Below are 24,817 nucleotides of genomic sequence, written 5' to 3'. Positions count from 1 at the left end.
CGAGACGGAAAGATCCCCGGTTTCCCCCGGCGCTACCCGAGGTCCCCGGCTTACGGCATTGCTTTCAGGGGCCACCGCCCGAAATCTACTTGCCCGACCCACCCGTGGGCCTCCCGGGTGACCGACACCGCCGAACCTCCCGCTTCCTGTGATGCAGTAACCCCCACGGGCGACACCGCAGGCGGCGCAATGTTGCAGTAGCCTCTATCCCGATGTCCACGAAAGCTCCGACCTCGACCCAGTCGGCCGGTACCGAGACCCCGGCGGCCGGCGAACCCGATACAGCTGTTACCGGGTTCGCGCTACCTACCACCACCCGGAAACTCGCCGGATGGGCTCGTACCGCCGCGACCACCGCCGAGGTGCTCTCGACGAGCGACCCGGAACTCATCGCCGAAGCGGTCGCCAAGGTCGCCACGGACAACGATGGCAAACCGGCGCATCTGCAGCGCGGTGTGATCGCCCGCGGCCTCGGCCGCTCCTACGGCGACAACGCGCAGAACGCGGGTGGCCTGGTGGTCGATATGACCGCATTGAACAAGATCCACCGGATCGACCGGGACAGCCGGTTGGTCGATGTCGATGCGGGCGTCAATCTCGACCAGCTGATGAAGGCCGCACTGCCGTTCGGGCTGTGGGTCCCGGTTCTGCCCGGAACCCGGCAGGTCACCGTCGGCGGCGCCATCGGTTCCGATATCCACGGTAAGAACCATCACAGCGCGGGCAGTTTCGGTAACCATGTGCGGTCGATGCAGCTGCTCACCGCGGACGGCACCGTGCAGACCATCAGCCCGAAGAAGAACGCCAAGCTGTTCTGGGCCACCGTCGGCGGCTGCGGCCTGACCGGCATCATCCTGCGGGCCACCATCGAGATGACCCCGACCGAAACCGCGTACTTCATCGCCGACGGTGATGTGACCTCCGGCCTGGACGAAACCATCGCCTTCCACAGCGACGGCTCCGAGGACAAGTACGAGTACAGCTCGGCCTGGTTCGATGCGCTCAGCCCGATGCCGAAACTCGGCCGGGCGGTGATTTCGCGCGGTTCGCTGGCCACACTGGACCAGCTGCCGAAGAAACTGCAGAAGAACCCACTCGGGTTCACCGGGAAAACCTTCCTCACGTTCCCCGATGTCTTCCCGAACGGCCTGCTCAACAACAAGACCTTCACCCTGGCGACGGAGGTCTGGTACCGCAAGGGCGCGACCTACCGGCAGAAGCCGCAGAACCTGACGGCCTTCTACCACCCGCTCGATATGCTCGGCGAATGGAACCGCGCCTACGGTTCACGCGGATTCCTGCAGTACCAGTTCGTGGTGCCGCCGGAGGCGGTGGCGGAATTCAAGCAGATCCTCATCGATATCCAGGCCAGCGGGCACTACTCGTTCCTCAACGTGTTCAAGTACTTCGGTGAAGGTAATCAGGCACCGTTGAGTTTCCCGATGCCGGGCTGGAACGTCTGCCTGGACTTCCCGATCGCACCCGGGCTCAACGAGTTCGTCACCGAATTGGACCGGCGGGTCCTGGAATTCGGTGGCCGGCTCTACACCGGGAAGGATTCGCGCACCACGGCCGAAACCTTCCATCAGATGTATCCCCGGATCGACGAGTGGATCAAGGTGCGCCGCAGCGTCGACCCGACAGGCGTATTCATGTCCGATATGGCGAGAAGGCTGGAGCTCCAGTGATCAACGCGGTAGGCAATCCGCAGTCCATTCTGCTGTTCGGCGGGACCTCGGAAATCGGCCTCGCGATCTGTGCGGAATACCTGAAGAAGGGCCCCGCCCGGGTGGTCCTGGCCGTGGTGCCCGGTGATCCGCTACGCGATACCGCTGTCGCCCAGCTGAAGGCGGCCGGTGCGAGCCAGGTCGATGTGCTCGATTTCGACGCGCTCGACACCACCGCGCACCCCGAGGTTGTCGAAAAGGCCTGGGCCGACGGCGATATCGATGTCGCGATCGTGGCGTTCGGGTTGCTCGGCAATGCCGAAGAACTGTGGCAGGACCAGCGCAAGGCGGTCCAGATCGCGCAGATCAACTACACCGCCGCGGTATCGGTGGGCGTGCTGATCGGCGAGAAGATGAAGGCGCAGGGCTTCGGCCGGATCATCGCCATGTCCTCGGCGGCCGGTGAGCGGGTGCGGCGCTCGAATTTCGTCTACGGCTCCACCAAGGCCGGGCTGGACGGTTTCTACCTTGGCCTCGGCGAGGCGCTGCGGCCGTTCGGGCCCCGAGTGCTGGTGATCCGGCCGGGTCAGGTGCGCACCACCACCACGATCGAGCACTGGAAGGCCACCGGCGCCAAAGAGGCACCGCTCACGGTGGACAAGGAAGAAGTGGCAGCGCTGGCCGTCGCGGCCTCGGAGAAGGGCAAGGAGCTCATCTGGGCGCCCGGCGCGTTCCGGTACGTGATGATGATCCTGCGCCATATCCCGCGCCCGATCTTCCGCAAACTCCCCGTCTGACGTCCCGCCGCGACAGCGGCCGGAACAAGCTCGAAGGCCGTCGTGCCGGATCATCTCCGGCACGACGGCCTTCGTCGTATCAGGTCCACCCAGCGCACGGTTATCCGTGGCGGGTTCGCTCTCACACCCGCGTCATTCGCTGTCCGAGTTCCCGGCGCAGCACCTCCTGAGACGGCAGGCGCCCGAGGACGCGCAATACCGTTGGTCGTAGTTCTCGCTGCTCCTCATCGGTGAGCAAGCCGACGAGATCGCGCAGTTCCATATCTTCGAAGGCCGAGGTCATGCGACCCAGGGTACGGCGTGAGTCCGGGTTCGTCATCCGTTCGGGAATTCCCTCACCTGGAAATAAACCGGACTGTGAGGTAACGCATATGATTGACGAGTCTCGATGTAGCGCACCGTAGTTCAACTCACCTTGATGGGCGCGTCGGTCTCCAGACCGCCGCGATTGCGCTGGGTGACGGTCAATTCCGCGGGCTGCGCGCCGGTCCGGTACGGGGTGTACCGCTCGAGCGAACCCCAGTCCCGCGCCCAGTCCTCGGCGAGGTAGGTGGCCACCGAATCCGCCTGCAGGAGTAGTTCGGTCCAGCCCAGCGGGCCGCCCCCGATATGGTCCTGCCAGGCATTGGACGCATCGGATCCGGTCCGGTCCGGCAGGATGCGCCAGCGCGGCACCTCCGCGACCCCGTTTGCGTGGTCGAACGGCCGCTGACAGGCGAAAGCGAGACCGACGTGCCAATCCAACAGCACCGGATCGGTATGCCCGACAACCGAATCCAAGGTCGCCAGGCGCGGCAGGCGGGGCGGGGTGACGGCCAGCCACTGGCGGCTGGTGATGTCGTTGTCCACCGCGACCAGCCGGACGGCATTCACCTCGGGCGGCAACTGGTCCAGCGGGACCCGCAGATTGCGCCAGGACGGGTTCGGGCCGATATCCAGCGGAGTCACCGAGCCCAGTACCTGCATGGTGCCATCGGCGGCTCGCGTGCCGTATTCGACGGTCAATTCCTGCCCGTAGGTCAGAACTCCATCGGCGTCTATCGATTTGATCCGGCCGGCGGCGGTTATCGCCAGCACCCGGTAGGCGGGGTCGGCGCGCATCTCGTGGGTCAGGTCCAGGCGATACCACTGCGAGGTCAGTTGCGCCTGCTGCTGGTCACCGTCCTGGTAGCTGCCCAGCACCGGCGTGCGGGCGGGGTCGAGACCGAACGGCAGGGTCACGGTGGAACCGTTGATCCCGGCCCGGGCCTCGGTACCGCCGCCGGTCCCGGCACCGGTGGTGTCGGTGGTTTTGTTCTCGCTGTCGGATTCGAGCGAGTTCGCGCTGCCGGAGACGGTTTCCTCCGCGTCGGCGGTGAGATCATCGGCCACTCCGTCCGGAGTGAAACCGGTCGTCTCGGCCTCGGGATCGCTGGAGACCAGACCGTTGGCCGGATCGCCGTCGTACGGCTGCAGTAAGGAATCGGCGGTATCGGTCTCCACCAGCACCTCGTCGGCCAATCCGCACGGATCACCGGCCAGCGCCCGGATATTCGATTTGGCGATCGAATACGCCGGGTATTGGGCCACGGCTGCCTTGGTCAGCGACGCGATCTCGAACAACACCATCAGCGCTGCCGCGATGGTCAACGGTGCCGATGCGTAGCGCGACGAACGGGACGGCGGACCGCCGCGATACGGCGCCCGGTAGTGCAACCACAACGCGACCAGCAGCGCGAGCACGCTGAGCCCGAGGAACAGTGTCGAGAAACCCTTCCCCGCGGCCAGTGGCGCCTTGTCCCACCACGGGACCCCGTAACTGGACACATACCACCAGCCGTTCGACCCGGTGAAGGTGATGGCCAGCAGGAACAGCACGGCGGCGGCGAACAGCGCGCGGTTACGGGGCGCGCGAATACCGTTGGTGCCCACGGCCACCGCGGCCAGGGCGGCGAGAGAACCGGCCAGACCGGCGTAGACGCCGAAGTGATGGGTCCATTTGGTGGGCGTGAACATCATCAGCAGCAGCGAGGCGAACACGATGCCGAGAACGCGCACCGACGGTCCTCGCGCGGTGCCCGGGATCCGGCCCTTGCGCAGTACCTGCAGAATGCAGACCAGCAGGCAGAGCAGCATCAGCAGCACACCGAAACGCCGGGCCAGCGAACCGTCCGGGGAGAGCATGAGCAGCGAATCCCAGCGGGTGCGCTCGTCGAACCACGCCACGTTCGGGCCGACAGCGGTGCGTACCCGGGTGGCTTCCAGCACCGTCGACAGGGTCTGGTCGGCGAAGATCACCACGAGTACCAGCGTTCCGGCGGCCAGTCCGGGCGCGAGCAGACTCGCGTACCGTCCCACCGCACCCCACACACTCCTGCCCTGCCTGTCCGGCGCCGGTGAAGGTCCTGCGTCGTCAGGCTCCGCTACCGCATCCGGGCCCGACCCGTTCCTGTCGGCACGGGCCCGTTTGATGATGATCTGCAGAACCGGACGGGAACCCGCGATCAGCGCGGCGATACAGATGAGCCCGGTCGGGCCCGCGGCCAGCGAGAACGCCGCGATCAGGATCGCGACCGCGGCCGGCAGCAGCCGTGCGGTGGCGATGGCGCGTTCGATCGAACACCAGGTGAGGAGCGCACCGGCGGCGATCAGCGGTTCGGGGCGCAGACCGTTGTCGTAGGGCAGCCAGAACGCCAGGAACACCAGCCCGGCGGTCCACAGCGCGACCTGGTTACCGCGTACCCGGGCGCCGAGCCGCGGCAGCACTTCGCGGCTGATCACCAGCCAGCAGACGATCCCGGCGAGCAGCGTGGGCAACCGCATCCACGGGCTCGATTCCGAGATCCGCGACATCCACGCCAGCACCTCGTAGGACCAGCCGAACGGTGCCTCGGGTACCCCGAACCAGCGGTAGTAGTTCGCCAGATAACCGGATTTCTCCGACACCCTGGCCATATTCAGGATGTAGCCGTCGTCGGAGGTGTTGGCACCGATCACATGCCAGCCCACCAGCACCCCGAGTACCGCGCCGTCGGCGAGCCGGAAGCGCCACCAGTGCGATGGCAGGAACCGGCGGGCGCGGCGGCCGTCGCTGGTGTCGAGCAGGTGCAGGGCCAGCAGCGCCAGCATTGTGAACACGACCGCGCCGATGATCGCGGCCAGTTTCAGCGGGGTCGGCGAGGAGGTGAAACGGGAGTCGATATCGGCGTGCAACCGGATACCGCCGAGCTGCTCGGCGGGCAGATCGGTGAAGACACCGACCATTTGCGGCCGGATATCCCGATCCACCTGGGTGCGCAACGGAGTGCCGTCCGCGCGGACGGCACCGGTGATCTCGGCGGTGGTAGAGGTCGCGGTCGAAACCACCGACAGCGATTCGCAACCGGCCAGTTCCGCACGGTCGGCGGACAGCAGCGGTACATCGCGCAGCACCACCGAGAATGTGTCGCCGGACATGCCGACCCGCAGGCCGCGGGCCGACGATTTACCCGATTCGTCGGGAACCGTGGCCACCACGGTCCCCTCGGCGGCGGCCGCTACCGGGCACGGCACCGTGAGATCCAGCCGCAGCGGCTGATAACTCACCAGTGGCGCCTCGACGTCGGTCGCACCGGCCTGCGGCCACTCCAGGACCGTCTGGTCCTGCCGGACCGGCAGCACCGGCGCCAGGATCGCCAGCACGAACCCGAGTAGCCCGGACATCAGGGCCAGCAAACGGATACGGTTCAACGCTCGGGGGGATCGTTGCGGTCGCACGGGGCTCGACTCTAATGGGCGCAACCAGGTGCAGCGCATCCACGGCTGTGCACGGCGGATCTCAGCGGTTCACCACGATCAGGCTGAACGGTCCGATATCGGTGGTGGTGAACCGGGGATCGTCGAACAGGGCCGCCGGGAACGTGACGGTGTAGCGGCGGACGTTGGGGTCGTTCGGGTATACGTCCTCGGCCAGCCGCAGGGTGTAATCGTCACCGCTGCGGCGGAACAGGAAAGCGTCGGGGGCGCGCCACGGTGCGGCGGACATCGCGTCGAGGAGTTCCTGCGGCGTCTCCAGTTCGCTCCAGGCCTCGATGGCCGCGGACCGATCCGCGTAGTCGGCCAGCGGATTCGCGTAATGCGAGGTCAGGCCCTGGAATCCGAAGTACGGGTAGTAGGCGAGGAAGGTGGTGTCGCCGGTGAGCAGTACGTTCTCCGACGGTTCGCGGCCGGTCTGCGCCCGCAGCGCGTCGTCGATGTGGTGGTAGTGCCGGACGGCGGCGGGGTCGCGCTGGTCGGCGCGGTGTCCGTCGCCGTCGGTATCGGTATAGGCGGTGGTGATCTCGGGAGCCAGGATGTGCGGAATGTTCTGGCAGTAGGCCAGCGCACCCACGGTCGCGAGCACGATCGCCACCCAGCGGAACCGTGCCGGTTCGTTCAAGGCCTGATACACCGCCCGGGCGCCCTCGACGAACCCGAACGCACCGGCAGCGGCCAGCAGCACCAGCAGCACCGGTTCCAGCCGGAACGACAGCAGGGTGCTGCCCGCCACCGTGGCCAGCATCGACAGCAGCGACCACAGATAGACCGCGATCACTCCGAGGCCGAGAGATTGCGCCCGCCGCGAGGAGCTCGCGCGCAGTACCAGCCAGATCACTCCGACCAGGCACAGGCCGCCGAGCAGCGAGAACTCCGCCATCGGCAGCGGCAGTTCGGACCCGGCCTCGGGCAGATAGTGGAAAGCACCACCGGATTCCAGCTTCGGGTTGTCCAGCATCCGCAGCAGGAAAGGTACGAACACGGGCAGCCCGACCAGCGCGGTGACCACGCCCATTACGACCAGCCGCAGCAACGGCGCACCGATCGCGCGCCCGATCCCCTGGACCTTCTCCCCCGCAGACCCCTGTTGTGCCGCGATCCGCCGCGGTGTCCGCGCGGCGTAGCGGGCCCGCACCCCCAGCCCGGCCGCGACCACCGCCATGAGCACTACCGTGAACACAGCGAAGGCGAAGTAGAGCGTGTAGAACGTGGCCGCCAAGCCGAGGAACAGCCCCGTCCCCAGTACCGCGGCCCAGCCGCCCGCCGTGGCAGCACCGGGTAGTCCGGCGATCTTCCCGTCCGCGCCGGAATCCCGCGCGGCCGTAGCACCGGACGACCCCGCAGCGGACGGGTTGTCGTTGCCGGCGCCGCGTTCCGTCGCGATGGTCTGCCGATCCGCCGGATCGGCAGGCGAAGCTGCCGGCTCAGGGGTATCGGCGGGGCTCCCCGGGCGCACCGCTCCCCCGCTTGCGGGCGAGGTCGGGCGTGCGAGTTCGGCCGGGCGATACAGCGCCCCCCACGCCATCACCAGTACCGGCGGGATGAGGATGGCGATGACGGCGCCGTAGGCCTCGGGCGCGGCATAGGTGACGCCAACCGCGGTGATCGCGGCGGTCACCCCTACTGCCCAGTCGGCGCGGATCAACCGCGACCACAGCACCATCGAGACCACCGCCGCCACCGCGATCGACCCGATCGCGTACGGCTTGAAGACCTCCCAGCCGTCCATCCCGAGCACATTGGCGACGCGGCCGCCGAACCAGAACCATCCGGCCGGGTAGAACGGCGGCAGGTCCGCATAGGTCATATCGCGCAGCGCGGCGCTGTCGGTGAGCCGCGTCAGGTATTCGGTGCGGAATTCCTGATCGACCGAGATACCGAACAGGTACAGCTTCGTCGCCGCCAGCGGCAGTCCCAGCGTGACGGTGACGAACGCCGAGATACCGGCCCAGGACAGCAGTTTCGCCCACCGCCGGGCCCGTCGCAGCCGCAGCAGCGCGATCGATACCGCGAGCAACACCGCGGCGCCGACCTGACCCACGGTGGTCAGCGCCCGCAACACATTCGAGGAGTTGAACGCCGGCCAGTTCACCAGCGAAAACGCGATCAAACCGACCGCGACCACCAGCACGGCGACCACTGTGGCCGATACCGCCTCGCCGATTCCGGCCCCGACCTGACGCCCCAAACGCGCGCCACGACTCGTCGTCATCGGCGTACTTACCTCCGGCTCCTGTCCACCTACTGGCCGTCGGTCAGCCTAGTGGAGAACCACCGCGCGCCGACCGCACCGGCCGACGGGTCCGGCCGAGACCCGGCCGACCTCGGGACCGACGGACGGGCCGGGGTCAGACGACCGGCCCGTCCGAGCCCTCGCGCACGAGGCCCTGACCACAACGAATCGACTATCAGTACACCCGCAACATCCCTGGATCCCACAGACCGCTCCGGGTTGCGGTGCCGGTCTGCAGTTGGGCGGGGACCGCGTCGTAGTACTGGTCGTAGCGTTCCAGCGTGCCCCAGTCGCGACCCCAGTCGTTCTTCAGATAGGTCGGGATGGTGGTGGATTTCGCCAGCATCTGGGAGAACCCGAGCGGGCCGCCGAACTCCTGGGCCTGCCAGGTGTTGGTGGAGCTCACCGCCAGCGGGCGGTCGGGCAGGACGCGGAACTTCGGCACCTCGGCGACACCGTTCTCGTGCCGGAACGGGCGCTGGCACGGGAACTGCAGGCCGACCGCCCAGTCGAGCAGGATCGGCTGTTCCGAACCCAGGTAGTCGTTGGCGGTTTCCAGTTTCGGCAGCCGCGGCGGCGTGAACGCCAGCCACTGGTCGCCGATCAGGATCGGATCGTTGGCGACGATGCGCACCGCATCGGCTTCGGGGGCGAGTTCGTCCAGCGGGATACGCAAGTTGCGCCAGGACGGCGAGGGACCGATATCGCGCGGCACGTAGGTGCCGATATAGCTGACCGAACCGTCCGGCTGTCGTTTCCCGTAGTCGACGGTGAGCGACTGGCCGTACTGCATGACACCGCTGTCGTCGTAGGACAGGATCCGCCCGGCGGCGGTGACGACCAGCAGCGGATGATCCGGGGAGCGCTGCGGCATTTCGTACCAGCTGGAGGTGACCTGCGCGGGCCGCTGCACACCTTCCTGGTAGCTGCCGAGGATCGGCGTGGTGGCCGGGTCCAGCCCGAACGGCAGGGCCACAGTGGATCCGTTGACGCCGAGCGCGCCTTGACCACCGCCGGTCCCGGCGTTCTGGCCTTCCGCGAACGAGGCACCCACCGACTGGTTGGAGGTGTTACCGGTCCCCGGTTTCACCTCGACCGCATCGGCGGACAGATCGTCCGGGACCCCGTTGGGATCGAAACCGACCGGTTCCACCCCGGCCAGCGGATCGCCGGGGTTGGTGGGCGGGTTGGCCGGATCGATGATCGGGTTCAACCGGCCCGCGTTGGCGTTCACCTCGACCAGCACATCGTTGGCGAGCCCACAGGATTCACCGGCGACAGCGTCGATATTGCCCCGCGCCAGCGAATAACCCGGGTACTGCGAATAAGCGCCCTTGGCCAGCGACAGCACCTCGAACAGCACCATCGCCGCGGCCACCAGGGTCAGCGGTATGGCGGCGAACTTACGGATCCGCCGACCGCGCACGGTCCGGGCGGAATCCGGCGGCTTGGCATACCCCTCCCGCAGTACATGCCAGCCCACCAGCAACAACGACAGCCCGAACAGCACCAGCATCACGGTGTTGGACGAGATTCCGAACAGCGAGATCCGCTTGTCGAACCACGGAACCCCGTAGCTGGAGACGTACCAGTAGCCGTTGATTCCGGAGAACGCGAGCGCCAGCGTGAACAGCAGACCGGCCAGGAAGATCGCCCGGTTCTTGCGAGCACGCAGCGCCGACGCCGACACCGCGACCGCTGTCACCGCCGCCAGCGAACCCGCGATACCGGCGTAGGCGCCGAAGTGGTGGGTCCACTTGGTCGGAAGGAACATCATGAAGAAGATCGTTCCGATCACCACACCCATCAACCGCCAGGTCGGGCCGGCGGCGATACCGGGGACCCGGCGGCGGCGCAGCAGCACCAGCATGGTGGTGAACAGGCACAGCAGCATTACCAGGAAAGCGAAGCGGCGCGCGAGCGATCCGTCCACGGTTTCGACGAACAGGTAGTAGTAGCGCAGGTAGTCCTCGTACCAGGCGAGGTTCGGCCCGGCCAGCTGCCGGACGCGGTTGGCCTCCTGGATCCCGGCGAAGGTCTGATCGCTGTAGACCACCGTGAGCACCAGGAGCCCGGCGGCCGCCAGCGGCGCCAGCAATGCGGCGGTGCCGTGTTCCCGATGCCGTTTCACGATTATTCGGGTGATCGGCCGGATACCGGCCAGCAGCGCGGCCACACACATGAGGCCGGTCGGGGCCGCGGCCAGGGTGAACGCCGCGACCACCACCGCGACGGCGGCAGGTAGCAGGCGCGCGGTGGCGATGGCCCGCTCGACCGAAACCCAGGTGAGCAGCGCACCGAGCGCGACGATGGGCTCCGAACGCAGACCGTTGTCGAAGGGCATCCAGAACGCCAGGAACACCAGGCCACCGGTCCACAGCGGCACACTGCCGAACCAGGCCCGGGCACGCGCCCCCCGCAACCCGTTGCCCAGACGCGGCACCACCTCGCGGCTGAGCACCATCCAGGACAGGATCCCGCAGGCCAGGGCGGGCAGCCGGACCCACGGGCTGGCCGTGGAGACCTCGGCGAACAGCTGGATCACGTAGTAGTACCAGCCGAACGGCGCCTCCGGGACCCCGTACCAGCGGAAGTAGTTGGCCATATAGCCGGCGTCCGGCGCCACCCGGACCATGCTCAGGATGTAGCCGTCGTCGGAGGTGTTGGCGCCGAGGAAATGCCAGACCAGCAGGGTGCCGACCACCCCGCCGTCGGCGAGGGTGGGTTTGAGCCAGTTCGCGGGCAGGAACCGCCGGTGCCCGCGCCCGTCGCTGGTGTCCAGCCGGGCCAGCGCCACGAGCGCGAGCACGGTGCACAGTACGGCCGCGATCATGGCGGCGAGTTTGATCCAGGTGGGGCTCGAGCTGAACCGGGTGTCGATGGTCGACTCGAGGCTCATCCCGGCCGGGACATCACCGGTCATATCGGTGAAGATGCCCACCATCTGCGGTCGCAGATCACCCACCAGCTGCCCCGCGTTGGGGGCGCCGGTCTCGGTGACCAGCCCCTCGAACGCCGCCGTGGTGCGCTCGTTGTCGGAGCTGATGGTGATGGCCGAGCAGTTCGCCATCTCGGCGCGGTCGGCGGTGGCCACCACCGCATTACGGTCCACCACATCGACCGAAGTGTCCGAGACCCGCACGAACAGCGCCTCCAGCGCCGCCCGGTCGCCCTGCGGGGGTGCGGTGGCCAGCAGCATGCCGCCCTCGGGCGGCAGCTGGTTCACCGCCGAACACGGGATGGTCGCGGTGAGGTCGAGCGGTACCTGCGACATCAACGGGGCCTGCGTATTGGCCAGGCTGTTGTTCTGCGGCCAGGTCAGCATCGCCGTGGTCTGGGTGACCGGTAGGAACGGGGTGGCGATCGCGAAGAGCGCACCGAGTACACCGGTGACGATCGCGACGAGACGCGCCACCCGGAAATCTCTCGGCGTAACCCTGCGCCCCGGCTCCGGCGGCGTCTTCGTCAGTACTGCGGTGGCGACTTCTGGCACGCTGGCATGCTACTTGGGCGCGCCGCGCCCGGCCCGCTGATACCCCGGCGCGTACCCGGCCGAAACGAAAACGCTCAGGCGAACAGGCATAAAATCTATCGGAACGGGGTAAAGAGGGGCGGCTGGCACAATCGGCCCGGAAATCACCCCCTTATGCGCGGGGTATAGCGGCGGTAATGGAAAGGTAGGGGCATGACCAAGGTGAATCTCGAGACGAACTACGGAACCATCGGCCTCCAGCTGGACGAGGCGAAGGCGCCGGACACCGTCCGCAACTTCGTCGAATACGTCGAGTCCGGACACTACGACGGCACGATCTTCCATCGCGTGATCCCGGGCTTCATGGTTCAGGGCGGCGGCTTCGACGGTCAGATGCAGCAGAAGCCGACCAAGGCGCCGATCCAGAACGAGGCCGCCAACGGCCTCAAGAACGACAAGTACACGGTCGCCATGGCGCGCACCAACGACCCGCATTCCGCGACGGCGCAGTTCTTCATCAATGTCGCCGACAACGATTTCCTCAACCACACCCAGCCCGCGGGCCAGGGCTGGGGTTACGCCGTCTTCGGCGCCGTCACCGACGGCACCGATGTCGTCGACGAAATCGCGAAGGTGTCCACCTCGTCGCAGGGTATGCACCAGGATGTGCCGTCGGAGAACGTGGTGATCAAATCCGCGTCCATCGTCGGCTGAAATCGGGTTCTGATCGCGGTTCGGGTCGCGCCGGCGCCGTTACTCGGCGCGCCCCGGGCCGTGTCCGGTCACAGCGGCAGCAGATGGTGTTTACGCGGATTGCGGACCACCGTCTTGTCCCGCAGCAGTTGTAGCGCGCGGCGCAGCTCCAGCCGGGTCTGCGACGGCTCGATCACCGCATCGATGAACCCGCGTTCGGCCGCCACCCACGGCGTGGCCACGGTGGCGTTGTAGAAATCGACCAACTGCTGGCGGACGGCCGCTTTCTGGTCCTCCGGCGCGGCAGCGATCTGGCTCGCGCCGATCAGGCTCACCGCGCTCTCCGCGCCCATCACCGCGATCCGTGCCGTGGGCCAGGCGAGGTTCACATCGGCACCGCACTGTTTGGACCCCATCACGGCATACCCGCCGCCGTAGGCCTTGCGGACGACCACGGTCACCTTGGGCACGGTGGCCTCCACGAACGCGAACAAGAACCGGCCACCGCGTTTGATGACGCCGATCTTCTCCTGTTCCACACCCGGCATGAAACCGGGAGTGTCGACCACGAGCACCAGCGGAATCTCGTAGGCATCGCACAACCGGATGAAATGCGAGGCCTTGTCCGAGGCACGAGCGTCGAGGGCGCCCGCGTACACCATCGGCTGATTGGCGACCACACCCACACTGCGACCGTCCACCCGGGCGAAACCGGTGATGATGTTCTTCCCGGCTTCCGCGCCGTATTCGTGGAAGCCGCCGTCGTCGAAGATCCGCAGCAGAACATCGTGCATGTCGTAGCCGGCATTATCGGAATCCGGGACGAGCGAGTTCAGTTCCCGGTCGCTGTCGGTGACCTCCGGTTCCAGCCCCGGATTGATGACCGGCGGCTGCTCCTGGCAGCTGGTCGGCATATACGACAGGTACTCGCGCACCCAGGCGAACGCCGCCGTCTCGTCCTTCGCGATGTGATGGATATTGCCGTACTGAGCCTGCGCATGTGCGCCACCCAGTTCTTCCAGGCTCACATCCTCACCGGTGACCTCACGGATCACCTTCGGACCGGTGACGAACATATGCGCCGATTCCACCGCCACCACGACATCGGTATTGATCGGCGAATACACCGCGCCACCGGCGCAGTTGCCGAGAATCATCGAAATCGTGGGCACCATCCCCGACAGCGGCTCCTGCCGGGTGCTCAACTCGGCGTACCAGGCCAGCGAGGACACCGCCTCCTGCACCCGGGCACCACCGGAATCGTTGATCCCGATCATCGGGCAGCCGACCTTCGCGGCATACTCCATGATCGCGGCGACCTTACGGCCGAACATCTCCCCCACCGACCCGCCGTAAACGGTCTGATCGTGGGAGAACACCGCCACCGGGCGGCCGTCGACCAGCCCGTGCCCGGTCACCACACCGTCCCCGTACAGCGCGGCCGGATCGCCGGGCCGGCGAACCAGCGCACCGATCTCGGTGAAACTACCCGGATCGAGCAGCATATTGATCCGGTCACGAGCGCTGGGAATCCCCTTTCGCGCCCGCTTCGCCACGCCGGCCTCGCCCGCCGGTTCCTGGGCGAGCTCCAAACGCTGCCGCAGGTCGGCGAGTTTTTCGGCGGTAGTGCTCACTTGCTCCCTTTCACACCCGATGAGTCGATCCGGGCGAGTTTAGCGGTGAGGTCCGCGCCGATTTTCCCGATCCTGGGCTCGTCGACAATCTGCAGGTGATCGCCGGGAATGTGGATAACCTCCAGGTTGGGCACGTACTCGTCCCAGCCGCCGTTGGGCTGACGCTCGGCAAACCGCGGCTCGAGCTCGATGATCCCATCGTGGTACCGATCGGCCAGGTAGAGAACCACGTCACCGTCGTATCGACTGGGTTGCACCTGCTGCAGTGCCCGGCCCTCGATCCAGGACGTCCGCTGATGTTCGAGGACACCACCCGGGATTTTGGCACCGGTCATCTTGATCAGATCTGCCACGATCTTGAACTGCTCCTCCGGCGAAGCGTCGGCCAGTTCGCGCAATTGATCAGGATCCAGTTCGCCGTCGACGCCGTATGTCTTCTGCGCGAATGCCTGATAGCGCTCCATCCGGCGTACCCGCTCGGCCGGGCTGTCGTCCTCCGGTTCAGAGGGAATCGCGAGATCGATCAATCCGACAATCCGCACATCGGCGCCTTCGGCACGCAACAGCTGCGCCACCGCCATTGCGAATACCGCACCGAGCGACCAGCCGTACAGCACATAAGGGCCGTCGCCCTGAAGCTTCCGTAGTTCGGGCAGGTACTGCCGGGCACGCTCTTCGATCGAGCCTTCGACCCGTTCGAACCCGTACATCGGGGTCTCGGCGGGCAACCGCTTCAACAGCGGTTCGTACACGAGAGTGTTACCGCCGGACGGATGGAACACGAACACCGGAACGGCCTGCGACCCTTCGGGTCGTGCGCGCAACGGCCGGACGAACCCGTCCACATCCGCCCCGCTGTCCTGCAGCGTGCGCACGATATCGGCGAGCTGTTCGATGGTTTCGCAATCGAGCACATCGTCGACGGTGATCTCCGCCCCGACCCGCTCGGTGAGGCGTTCGGCCAGCTTTTCGGCGGTGTCTTCGTCCAGGATCGGCAAGGTATTGAAGATCCCGCCGGCCGATTCGCCGGTGATCGTGGCCCAGGAGGCGTAGGTCAGCCGCTCCGCAGCGTCACGTGGCGGAACGTTCTCCTCATCCGCGGCACCGGCCGCACCGCCCCCGAATACCGCAGCACCTGCGGCCGGGGCCGGCTTCGCCGCAGCGACCGCGGGCTGGGTCGCACTGCGCCCGGAATCCGTTTCCGTATCGGCGCCACCGGATTTCGCACCATTCGCGGTCGCACCCGGCGCCTGGTTCGTGGTGGCTGCCGCGGCCGGGCTATCCGTTACCGACTTCGAAGTCGCATCGGCGGGGGTTTCGGTTGTCTCGGCAGTGGTTTCGGCCGCCGTATCACCGCCCGATGCCTGATTCAACGCCGCGACCGGGTCCTGCCCCGATTCCATGGCCGCCTTCGCCGCTTCGACGAAGTTATCGTCCACATTGAGCGCACCGGATTCCCCGGCGGCCTGCTTCTCGGCCATTTCCCGCACTTCGTCGCGGTGCTCGATCGCGTAGCGCAGCACCTTCCCGACCTCGTGCAGGCTGGCATCGCGTACCGCCGACACCTGGAGCTGCGGAATATCGAATTCGTATTCGACCCGGTTCTTGATCCGCATCGCCATCAGCGAATCGAGGCCGAGTTCCATGAGCGGGATCTCCATCGGCAGATCCTCGACGGCGTAACCCATGGATTCGGCGACGATGAGCGCCAGCCGTTCCTCCACGGTCTGGCCGCTGTCCGGGTTCCAGCGGTCGCCGAAGCCGGCGGTGTCCACCGCGTCCAGGACTTCGGGTTCCGAGGTGAGGGCCGGGGCAACTGCCGCGGATTCGGCCGGGGCGGGGATCGCCCGGTCCGCACCGGAGGTGATCACCGCGTCGAACAGCAGCCGGAACTGCGCACCTTCGCGCGCATGCACCTGTACCGACGCGCCGCCGGGGTGCGGGGTGAGGGTGGTGGTCAGTGTCCCGGTCGCGGGCAACGGTGCGTGGGCGATACTGGCGCCCACGTTCACATCGGCCAGTACCTGTGCGGCCGCCGCGCGTACCAGCGCCGGCAGTTCGTCCACCGCCGCCGCCTGCACCTCCCACACGTGGCGGCCGTCCGGCAGCGCCACCGAGGCGCCCGGCACCCGCGCGCTGCCGCCGGTGGACAACGGGCTCACCTTGGGCCAGTAGTACTTACGGACGAACGCGGTCCGCGGGATATCGGCGTAGGGCCCGGCCGGGACCAGCGACGTCAGATCCACCGAATGGCCGTGCACGTACAACTGTGCCAGCGCCGTGATCACCGCGGCGGATTCGTCTTCTTTGCGTTTGAGCGTGGGGATGAGCTGGGCGTCGTGCAGCCCGGCAGCGAAGGTGGTGCCGAGTACCTGCATGAGCGCCACCGAGTTCGGGGCCAGTTCCAGGAACGTCGTGATCCCGGCGTCGACCGCGCGTCTCACCGCATTGGTGAAGTACACGCTGTGGCGCATGTTCTTCACCCAGTAGGCCTCGGTGTGCACCGGGTCGTGACCGGGTGCGTAGTACTGCTCCTTGTCGACCGTGGAGTACAGCCCGACCGTCGGTTTCGTCGGTTCGAGCCCGGCCAGTTCGGCGGCGAGTTCACCGAGCAGTGGATCCATCTGCGAGGTGTGCCCGGCGCCCTTGGTCTGCAGCACGCGGGCGAATTTCCCGGCTTCCTCGACCTTCGCGACGATCGCGGCGACCTGATCCACCGGGCCACCGATGACGGTGTTGGTCGGCGCCGCGTAGACCGCGACCTCGATATCGGGGTAGTCGGACAGCATGGCGGCGATATCCTCGGCGCTCAACTCCACCAGCGCCATATTGCGGACATCGTCGTCGGTGAGCATCTGCTCGCCTTCGCGCATCAGGCGGGAACGCGCGCAGATCACCCGCACCGCGTCCTCCAGCGGCAGCCCGCCGCTGATGTACGCACCGGCCACCTCGCCCTGGGAGTGGCCGACGATCGCGGTGGGTTCGGCTCCGTGCGCCCGCAGCAGTGCGGCGAGCCCGATCTGGATCGTGAACGTGCCGACCTGGGAGGTGCCGATATCCCAGTCCTGGGCGTCGTCGAGCATCAGCTCACGTACCGAATAGCCGGCCTCGTCCTCGACGAGTTCGTCGACCTCGTCGACGGTGCGGCGGAAGATCGAATTCTCCTGGTAGAGCTGTTTACCCATCTTCCGGTGCTGGGCACCGAACCCGGCCATCACCCACATCGGCCCCTCGGGCGCGGGCGCGTCCGCGGTGAACACCCCGGCGCCCGGCTTACCCGCGGCGATCGCGCGCAACCCGGCCACCGCCTCGGCGTGATCCTTGGCCAGCACGACCCCGCGAGACCGCCAATGACTGCGCTTGGCCAGTGCCCGCGCCACATCCGCCAGCGGGGTCCGCTGTCCCGCTTCGCTTTCGAGCCAATCGGCCAGATCGGCGGCGGCGCGGCGACGACGCGAGGGCAGGTAGGCGGAAACGGCCAGGATCACCGGCAGCGGTTCGGCGCGATCGGCCGACCATTCGGCTTCGGGCGCGGCTTCCGCGGTGACCGCTTCGGCCTCCGTCACCACATCGGTGGTCTCCACGTCGAGTCCGGCGGCCTCCGGCGAGCTGTCGGCGGGTTCTTCGGCCGCGAGGGCCGGAGCCACGTACTCCTGGACCACCACGTGCGCATTGGCCCCGCCGAAACCGAAACCGGAGATACCCACCGTGGCGGTGCCGCTGTAGCGCGGGAACCGGGTCGGTTCGTCGACGACCTTCAGCCGCGCCTGCTCGAACGGGATGTACGGGCTGGGCGCCGCGTAGTTGATATTGGCCGGCACGACATCGTTACGGAACGCCATGAGCACCTTGGCCAGGCTTGCCACGCCGGCCGCGGATTCCAGGTGCCCGAAGTTGGTCTTGGCCGATCCCAGCAGGACGGGTGCATCGGCGGCACGACCGGCGCCGACCACACGGCCCAGCGCCGCCGCCTCGATCGGATCGCCGATGGGGGTACCGGTGCCGTGCGCCTCGATGTAGTCGACGGTGGAGGGCACGATCCCGGCGTCGCGATAGGCGCGGCGCAGTACATCTGCCTGGGCCTCGGGGTTGGGCGCGGGCAGACCGTTGGACCGTCCGTCGCTGTTGACCGCCGAACCCTTGACCACGGCCAGGATGTCGTCGCCGTCACGTTCGGCGTCGGCCAGGCGTTTCAACACGACCAGCCCGGCTCCCTCGGAGCGCACCATACCGTCGGCATCGGCGGAGAAGGCCTTGATCCGGCCGTCCTTCGCGACCGCGCCGGCCTGGTCGAATCCCAGCGTGACCATGGGCGCGAGCATCATATTGACGCCACCGGCAAGGGCCACATCGGCATCGCCGGCCCGCAGCGCCTGGACGGCCTGGTGTACGGCTACCAGCGTCGACGAGCACGCGGTATCCACTGCCACGGACGGACCGCGGAAATCGAAGAAATAGGAGACGCGGTTGGGAATGATGCTGTTCGCGCTGCCCATGATCTTGTAAGCCTCGGCCGAGGCCGGGACGTTCGGATCCGTATCGCCCAGGCTCATGGCGGCGAGCAGCTGGAAATCGCTGGTCGAGGTACCGATGTACACACCGACCGATTCCCCGCGCAGATCACTGGCCGGGATATGCGCGTGCTCCAGCGCTTCCCAGGTCAGCTCCATCATCAGCCGCTGCTGCGGATCGATCCGCTCGACCTCGATCGGCGACATGGCGAAGAACTCGGCGTCGAAATCGGTGACGACGTTCTGGTCCAGGTAGCCGCCGCGGGTATTACCCTCTGCCACGGCCTGCGCGAACTGCGGTTCGCTCAGGAATTCCGCCCAGCGTCCCTCGGGGAGGTCGCGGATGGCGTCGCCGCCGTTCATCAGGAATTCCCAGGTCGATTCCGGGGTGTCGCCCGCACCCGGCAACCGGGTCGACAGACCCACGATCGCGATATCGTGCGCTTCCCCCGGTACGAGCCCGGCGGTATAGAACTGGTCGTCGGGAACCTCGAGCGTGCTCTCCGGCGGCCCGTTGACGATCACCTCGGCCAGCGAGGCGATCGTCGGATGCTGATAGATGATGGTGGGATCGAGCATCACACCGGTGAGGTCCTCGATTTCGCCGCCGAGGGCCAGCGCATCGCGCGAGGCGAGCCCGAACTCCTCCATCGGCCGGTCGACGGTGATCTTGTCGACCGACTGGCCGGTGGCCTCGGCCACCCAGCGCCGCAACCACTCTCGTAGTTCCGCCACCGATATCTCGGATTTCGCGGCACCGGACCCGGCCGCCGCGCTCGTCCCGGCGGCATCGCCCTCCTGCTCGACGGGAAGGTTCTCGGTCGTATCCGGCGACGTGCCCTCGTTATCAGCCATCAGTCCTCAAGCTACCTGTCTGTATGCGGTGCCTGGCAACAGCCTGCATCGCAGGGATGGGGTGGACGGCAATCCTCCCGGACGCTGCGACACCGCGACGACCGGGCTCATTCCTCGGGTGCATCGGGGAACGCCTGCTGCGTGTAACCACCGCGCAGTGTGCCCTCGATATATGCCGCCTTGCAGGCGCGGCGTGCGATCTTCCCGCTGGAGGTACGCGGGATCGAGCCCGCGGGCACCAGCAGCAGGTCGCGCACGGTGACACCGTGGCGCTGGGAAATCGCCGCCCGGACCGCGTCCGCGATGGGCATCGGATCGGCCTTACCGGCGCCGGGGCCACGCTCGGCGACGACGACCAGCTGTTCGGAGGCATCGTCGGCGTCGAATTTCAGGCCCGAATGGCTGCCCTGCGCGAAGACCTCGGCGGGGAGCTGATTGGCCGGGACCGAGAATGCCGCGACGAACCCGGGCCGCAGGGCATTGCTGGCTTCCTGCGCGGAGAACTCCAGGTCCTGCGGGTAGTGGTTGCGGCCGTCGACGATCACCAGGTCCTTCACCCGGCCGGTGATGTAGAGCTCGCCGTCGAAGTACACGCCGTAGTCGCCGGTGCGCATCCAGTTCGCGTCGGCGGCGCTGCCCTCGGCGTGGCTGCCTTCGGGCAGGCGCTCGGTGACCTTGTTCCGGAAGGTCGCATTCGTTTCGTTCTCGCGGCCCCAGTACCCGATACCCATGTTGTTGCCGTGCAGCCAGATCTCGCCGACGTGCCCGTCGGGCTGTTCGCGTGGCGTACCGTCGACCGATTCCGGATCCACGATCACGGCCCACTGCGAGCGGGCGATATAACCACAGCTGACCTGGGCGATCGCATTATCCGAACCCGGTTCGACCTGCACCATCCGGCCGGCGTTCAGCTCGGTGCGGTCGACATAGGTGACCTTGGCCTCGTCCTCCGCCTTGGTGGCCGAGACGAACAGGGTGGCTTCGGCCATGCCGTAGCACGGTTTGATGGCCGTCTTCGGCAGGCCGTACGGGGCGAAGGCCTCGTTGAACTTCTTCATCGACGAGGTGGTCACCGGTTCGCTGCCGTTGATCAGGCCGATCACATTGGACAGGTCCAGCGATTCACCGTTCTTCGGCAGCCCGCGCACGGCGGCATGTTCGAACGCGAAGTTCGGGGCCGCGGCGAAGGTACCCGCGCCGTCGGAGGCGGCGGCGAGCTCCTTGATCCAGCGGTATGGGCGCCGCACGAACGAGGCCGGCGACATGATGGTGATGAACTTGCCGCCCACGGCGGGCAGGATCACGGTCAGCAGGCCCATATCGTGGAACAGCGGCAGCCAGGTGACACCGCGCGAATTCCAGTCCAGATTGATGGCGTCGACCATCTGCAGCAGGTTGGTGCCGACGGCGCGGTGGGTGATCTCCACACCGGCCGGGGTGCGCGTGGAACCCGAGGTGTACTGCAGGTAGGCGATATCGTCCACCGAGATATCGGGCCGCACCCAGCTTTCCCCGACACTGTCGGGAATCGCGTCGACGGCGATGATGCGTGGGCGCTGCGCGGCGGGCAGGGAACGGAAGAACTGGCGCACGCCGGCCGCGGACGAACTGGCGGTGAGAATGGCCGACGGTTCGCAGTCGCCGAGCACCGCGTGCAACCGGTCGGTATGACCGGGCTCGTCGGGATCGAACAGCGGCACCGCGATCGCGCCCGCGTAGATGGCGGCGAAGAAGGAGATCACGTAGTCCAGGCCCTGCGGTGCGAGTACCGCCACCCGGTCACCGGGTTTGGTGACCTGCTGCAGTCGACCGGCCACCGCGCGCAGCCGGACCCCGAACTGTTGCCACGTCAGCTCGTGTACCTCACCATCGCGTTCGCGCGAATAGTCGATGTAGCGGTACGCCAAGGTGTTCGCGTCGTTGCGGGTGTGCTTCTCGACGTGGTCGACCAGGGTGCGATCATCGGGAATGGTGATGTTCCCGTTCTCGTCCAGGTAGTCGTCGAAAGTCTCGTCCATTCCTTCTCCTCCGAGGCGCACGCCGCAACGGCACGATGACCGTTATTTACTGTGTGGCCCCGACTCGCTTTCGCCGCGGTGCTCTCATCCGAGAACTTTTCCCGCAGGTTCGGTGTGCGGTCTGCGCGGTGACCGCTATCGGCTAGATGTTCTCAAACCAGAGACATGTTACAGAGATGAGCTTCTCACTCCTCCCGGAGCAAGGGAATCACCGGCGCGAAAGCGTCCATCTGGGTCGGGTAGATGCCTATATAGGACATGCCCGTGAGTTGGCGCACCCGCCGCATCTGGTCGGCGATCTCCTCGAACGTGCCGATGGCCACATACGGGGAGTTCAGGATGTCCTCCACAGTGAGCTGGGTATCCACCTCGAGGTCGGGAAGCTGTCCGCGGTCCAGGGCCGCAAGGGCCATTTCCGCCATTTTCTCCCGGTCGTCGGTGATGACGATCGCGGTAACGGCCCAGTTCAGCTCGATCTGGGAGAACCGCTCCCCGGCGGCTTCCTTGATCAACTCCACCTTCTCGATGGTCTTCTCCAGGGTGATGCTGGACAGCAGGCCCTGACCTTTCGGTGTGGTGACCGGTACCACCGAGATGATGTCGGCGTGTTTGGCGGCCAGCTTCAGCATGCGCGGCCCACCACCACCGGTGCACAGCGGCGGACGGGGCCCCTGCCGCGGCCGTGGCGTCCCCTTGATACCGCGCACCTGGTAGTACTTGCCCTCGAAGGTGCATTCCTGCCCACGCAGCAGCACATCGAGGATGGTCAGCGTCTCGTCGAGTTTGGCCAGCCGGATTCCGGGGCGGTCGTAGTCCAGCCCGGCGGCGGCGAATTCGTCGGCCTTCCAACCGGCCCCGATGCCCACCTCGAGCCGGCCTTTCGACAGCACATCGATGGTGGCGAGGTCCTTGGCGAGCACCACCGGGTGCCGGAAGCCGTTGGCCAGCACCGAGGTGCCGAGGCGGATCTTGTCGGTGGCCTGGGACAGCGCGCCGAGGGCGGCGATCGGACCGATCTGGTCACCGAGATGATCCGGCACCACGAAGGTGTCGTAGCCGTACTCCTCGGCCTGCTGCGCCGTTTGGATGAACTTGCGGGCGCCACCTTCCTGCTTGTTCCCCTCGCCGGCGGCGGCGAAGCGGAACTTTCGCAACGGAGTGCCCAGCGCGCTCAACTCATCCACCGGTGCGGCGGCTTCTGTCATGAACTCATGCTCCTGGATATCGGAAGTCACTGCGTATCCCGGCCGGCGCAGGGCCGGGACGCGCGATCACCAGCGCACTTTACAGCGTGCTGCGGGGGAAGGAACACGCTGCGTGCGGTGAATTGTCACAACACGCCGCCCGCACTTCGCGGGTCCACCGCAACAGCGGCTCACCAGGGACAATTTGGCCTACTCGAGCCGAACGGGCCGCGCCGGGTGTCTGGGTCGCCGCCGCCGTGCGCCGGTCGCCTTCCTGACTGTGCGGCCTCATGCTGCTGCCTGCGGTATCGCCGCATGGCAACACTGCCCCGACCGGACGATCGCGTCATGAATGCGGCGGCTGCGGCGCGCCTTCGACCAGGCCGGTAGCCCAGTTCGCCGCCCACTGGGTGGCCGTGGTTCCGTCGGGCTCCACCACGAAGTTGTGGTACAGGCTGTGCACGGGGTTACCGACGGCGGCCGTGAGTGTGCCCAGGCTGCCGACGATATTGCCGGGGCTGAGCGCATTGCGCGGTGCGTCACAGATCAGGTCGCCGGGTGCGCAGACCGTGTAGACCCGGTCGGCGATTTCGCCGAAACCTTCCTCACGCGCCCCCGTCATCGTGATCCCGGGCACGCTCAACCCGGCCAGCGCGACCTCCGCGCCGATACCGGGCGGCGGGGTACCCACCTGGATCGGTTGCCCCGGTCCCGGCTCACCGGATCGGCGGCCGTCGGCGATCAGGGTCACCCCGAGCACCCGGTCGGCCGGCACCGGGCCATTGCCCTTACCGATCTGTTCGGCGATATCCCCTGCGATCACCGCGCCCTGCGAGAACCCGGCCAGCACATATGTGGTGAGTGGGCATTCTTCGTGACGCTGGGTCAGGAAATCGAATGTTCGCCGCATGCCCTCGGACCGCGAGACGTTGTAGGAGGCCTGCCCGTCCGGCGGGAACGCTATCGGGTTGGAGAACTGCGCGACGTAGGGAACCGTGTACACGTCGACTCGTTGGTCCGGGAACTGTTCCCGCACCGGATCGCTGATGTTCAGCATCAGCGAAGCCGGGTTGGCCGACGGGTTGTAGGGGTCGTCGGTACTGTTCGACTCCCAGGTACCCGGCACCGAAATCATCTGCACATCCGGGCAGCTCGCCGGCTGGCTGGTCGGCTCCTCCGGCCCCGGCTCCGGCCCGGGCGCCGGCGGCGGTTCGCGCAGGCACCCGGCCAGCAGATACCAGAGCACTATCACGATGACGAGCCCGGCCACACCGAGCGCGAGCAGCGTCAAACAGCCCGCCGACCTCGACCGACGGGCTCCGGAACGTCCCCTACTCACCGGCAACCACTAGCAGTAGTGCGCTTTCGCGGTATTGATGTAGATCTGTCCCGCCTGCTCGACCGGCATCTTCGCGGGATCGAAGGCCGCATCCGCACCGGCCATCGCGGTCACCCAGGTGAGCATGGCGGGGTCCGGGGTGCCCTGCGCCACCTGACTGCACACGTAGGAACCGATACTCAGCGCGGTATCCGGGGTCGACGGGGTCACACCCTGTTTCGCCAGCTCATCGATATAGGTCTGTTCCTTGGGGCCGAGCTCCGCGGCCGCGGGTTCCTGAGGCTCCACCGGCGCGGGACGCTCCATTTCCTCCGCAGGTTCCTCCGGAGCGGCGCTCTCCTCCGGAGCCGGAGCCGGCGGCTCGGGCGCGGGCGTCTGTTCCCCCGGCGCGGGCGCCGGCGCCGAGCTCTCGGACGATGCGGCGGCCGGGGTCGACAGCGTCGGGGTGCTGGTCGCGGTCGATTCCTCGTCGCCGCAGCCGGCGAGCAGTCCGGCAGCCGCCACGGCCGCCACCACACCGAGCATCGTGCCTCGGGTCCGATACATACATTCCATCCTGTGTTCCGGCGCGCCGTTGCGCGCTGGTTCACGGCACCCCTGTCGAGTGCCGCCGAACCACTGGTTTGACCGTCGGGTTACG

The 24,817-nt window shown here is 67.1% G+C and carries 13 protein-coding genes; 3 read left to right on the top strand and 10 right to left on the bottom strand.

Annotated elements, in window-relative coordinates:
- Positions 1-212: 212 nt before the first annotated feature.
- Both dprE1 and dprE2 read left to right on the top strand, forming a co-directional pair.
- Positions 213-1,688 (top strand): decaprenylphosphoryl-beta-D-ribose oxidase, encoded by a 1,476-nt coding sequence (dprE1, locus tag ON22_RS00710; RefSeq protein WP_033243849.1) that lies wholly within the window; start codon positions 213-215, stop codon positions 1,686-1,688.
- A complete protein-coding gene (gene dprE2, locus ON22_RS00705) occupies positions 1,685-2,464 on the top strand; it encodes a decaprenylphospho-beta-D-erythro-pentofuranosid-2-ulose 2-reductase (RefSeq protein WP_033243848.1) in 780 nt (259 codons plus the stop codon). The genes dprE1 and dprE2 overlap by 4 nt, the downstream gene beginning before the upstream one ends.
- 121 nt (positions 2,465-2,585) lie before the next feature.
- Here dprE2 and ON22_RS37165 read toward each other — a convergent pair whose 3' ends face one another.
- From ON22_RS37165 to ON22_RS00690, 4 genes are all read right to left on the bottom strand, one after another.
- On the bottom strand, positions 2,586-2,747 hold the full coding sequence (locus ON22_RS37165; protein ID WP_168433881.1) for a hypothetical protein: 162 nt from the start codon (positions 2,745-2,747) through the stop codon (positions 2,586-2,588).
- A gap of 122 nt (positions 2,748-2,869) precedes the next feature.
- On the bottom strand, positions 2,870-6,238 hold the full coding sequence (locus ON22_RS00700) for an arabinosyltransferase domain-containing protein (RefSeq protein ID WP_081595229.1): 3,369 nt from the start codon (positions 6,236-6,238) through the stop codon (positions 2,870-2,872).
- A 22-nt stretch (positions 6,239-6,260) separates the two neighbouring features.
- Positions 6,261-8,450 carry a galactan 5-O-arabinofuranosyltransferase gene (locus tag ON22_RS00695; RefSeq protein WP_051157018.1) on the bottom strand — a complete coding sequence of 730 codons (2,190 nt, stop codon included), beginning with the start codon at positions 8,448-8,450 and terminating at the stop codon, positions 6,261-6,263.
- 196 nt (positions 8,451-8,646) lie between these two features.
- Positions 8,647-11,964, bottom strand: coding sequence for an arabinosyltransferase domain-containing protein (locus ON22_RS00690; protein WP_033243845.1), 3,318 nt, complete (start codon positions 11,962-11,964; stop codon positions 8,647-8,649).
- 192 nt (positions 11,965-12,156) lie between these two features.
- Between ON22_RS00690 and ON22_RS00685 the strand changes: the two genes are divergently transcribed.
- Positions 12,157-12,657, top strand: coding sequence for a peptidylprolyl isomerase (locus ON22_RS00685; RefSeq protein WP_033243844.1), 501 nt, complete (start codon positions 12,157-12,159; stop codon positions 12,655-12,657).
- Between the two features lie 68 nt (positions 12,658-12,725).
- Here ON22_RS00685 and ON22_RS00680 read toward each other — a convergent pair whose 3' ends face one another.
- The 6 genes from ON22_RS00680 to ON22_RS00655 all read right to left on the bottom strand — a co-directional run bounded on the left by ON22_RS00680 (position 12,726) and on the right by ON22_RS00655 (position 24,723).
- Positions 12,726-14,270 carry an acyl-CoA carboxylase subunit beta gene (locus ON22_RS00680; RefSeq protein ID WP_033243843.1) on the bottom strand — a complete coding sequence of 515 codons (1,545 nt, stop codon included), beginning with the start codon at positions 14,268-14,270 and terminating at the stop codon, positions 12,726-12,728.
- Positions 14,267-19,636: a polyketide synthase Pks13 gene (gene pks13 / locus ON22_RS00675; RefSeq protein WP_033243842.1), complete on the bottom strand. Its 5,370-nt coding sequence runs from the start codon at positions 19,634-19,636 to the stop codon at positions 14,267-14,269. The genes ON22_RS00680 and pks13 overlap by 4 nt, the downstream gene beginning before the upstream one ends.
- Positions 19,637-19,743: 107 nt before the next feature.
- Positions 19,744-21,654 (bottom strand): long-chain-fatty-acid--AMP ligase FadD32, encoded by a 1,911-nt coding sequence (gene fadD32 / locus ON22_RS00670; RefSeq protein WP_033243841.1) that lies wholly within the window; start codon positions 21,652-21,654, stop codon positions 19,744-19,746.
- 185 nt (positions 21,655-21,839) lie between these two features.
- Positions 21,840-22,859, bottom strand: coding sequence for an LLM class F420-dependent oxidoreductase (locus tag ON22_RS00665; RefSeq protein WP_033243840.1), 1,020 nt, complete (start codon positions 22,857-22,859; stop codon positions 21,840-21,842).
- A 325-nt stretch (positions 22,860-23,184) separates the two neighbouring features.
- Positions 23,185-24,177, bottom strand: coding sequence for a cutinase family protein (locus ON22_RS00660; RefSeq protein ID WP_033243839.1), 993 nt, complete (start codon positions 24,175-24,177; stop codon positions 23,185-23,187).
- 9 nt (positions 24,178-24,186) lie between these two features.
- Positions 24,187-24,723 (bottom strand): DUF732 domain-containing protein, encoded by a 537-nt coding sequence (locus tag ON22_RS00655; RefSeq protein WP_033243838.1) that lies wholly within the window; start codon positions 24,721-24,723, stop codon positions 24,187-24,189.
- Positions 24,724-24,817: the final 94 nt, after the last annotated feature.

The sequence above is a fragment of the Nocardia carnea NBRC 14403 genome, from assembly GCF_000308515.1.
Lineage (GTDB): Bacteria > Actinomycetota > Actinomycetes > Mycobacteriales > Mycobacteriaceae > Nocardia > Nocardia carnea.
Note: the sequence above shows the minus strand (reverse complement) of the source record. Positions and strands in the feature narration are given on the sequence as shown.

What these genes read in the sequence shown, in the direction of transcription:
- dprE1 (WP_033243849.1), top strand. Translation starts at nt 213, where the DNA reads ATGTCCACGAAAGCTCCGACCTCGACCCAGTCGGCCGGTACCGAGACC.
- ON22_RS37165 (WP_168433881.1), bottom strand. Translation starts at nt 2,747, where the DNA reads ATGACCTCGGCCTTCGAAGATATGGAACTGCGCGATCTCGTCGGCTTG.
- ON22_RS00700 (WP_081595229.1), bottom strand. Translation starts at nt 6,238, where the DNA reads ATGCGCTGCACCTGGTTGCGCCCATTAGAGTCGAGCCCCGTGCGACCG.
- ON22_RS00695 (WP_051157018.1), bottom strand. Translation starts at nt 8,450, where the DNA reads ATGACGACGAGTCGTGGCGCGCGTTTGGGGCGTCAGGTCGGGGCCGGA.
- ON22_RS00685 (WP_033243844.1), top strand. Translation starts at nt 12,157, where the DNA reads ATGACCAAGGTGAATCTCGAGACGAACTACGGAACCATCGGCCTCCAG.
- pks13 (WP_033243842.1), bottom strand. Translation starts at nt 19,636, where the DNA reads ATGGCTGATAACGAGGGCACGTCGCCGGATACGACCGAGAACCTTCCC.
- fadD32 (WP_033243841.1), bottom strand. Translation starts at nt 21,654, where the DNA reads ATGGACGAGACTTTCGACGACTACCTGGACGAGAACGGGAACATCACC.
- ON22_RS00665 (WP_033243840.1), bottom strand. Translation starts at nt 22,859, where the DNA reads ATGACAGAAGCCGCCGCACCGGTGGATGAGTTGAGCGCGCTGGGCACT.
- ON22_RS00655 (WP_033243838.1), bottom strand. Translation starts at nt 24,723, where the DNA reads ATGTATCGGACCCGAGGCACGATGCTCGGTGTGGTGGCGGCCGTGGCG.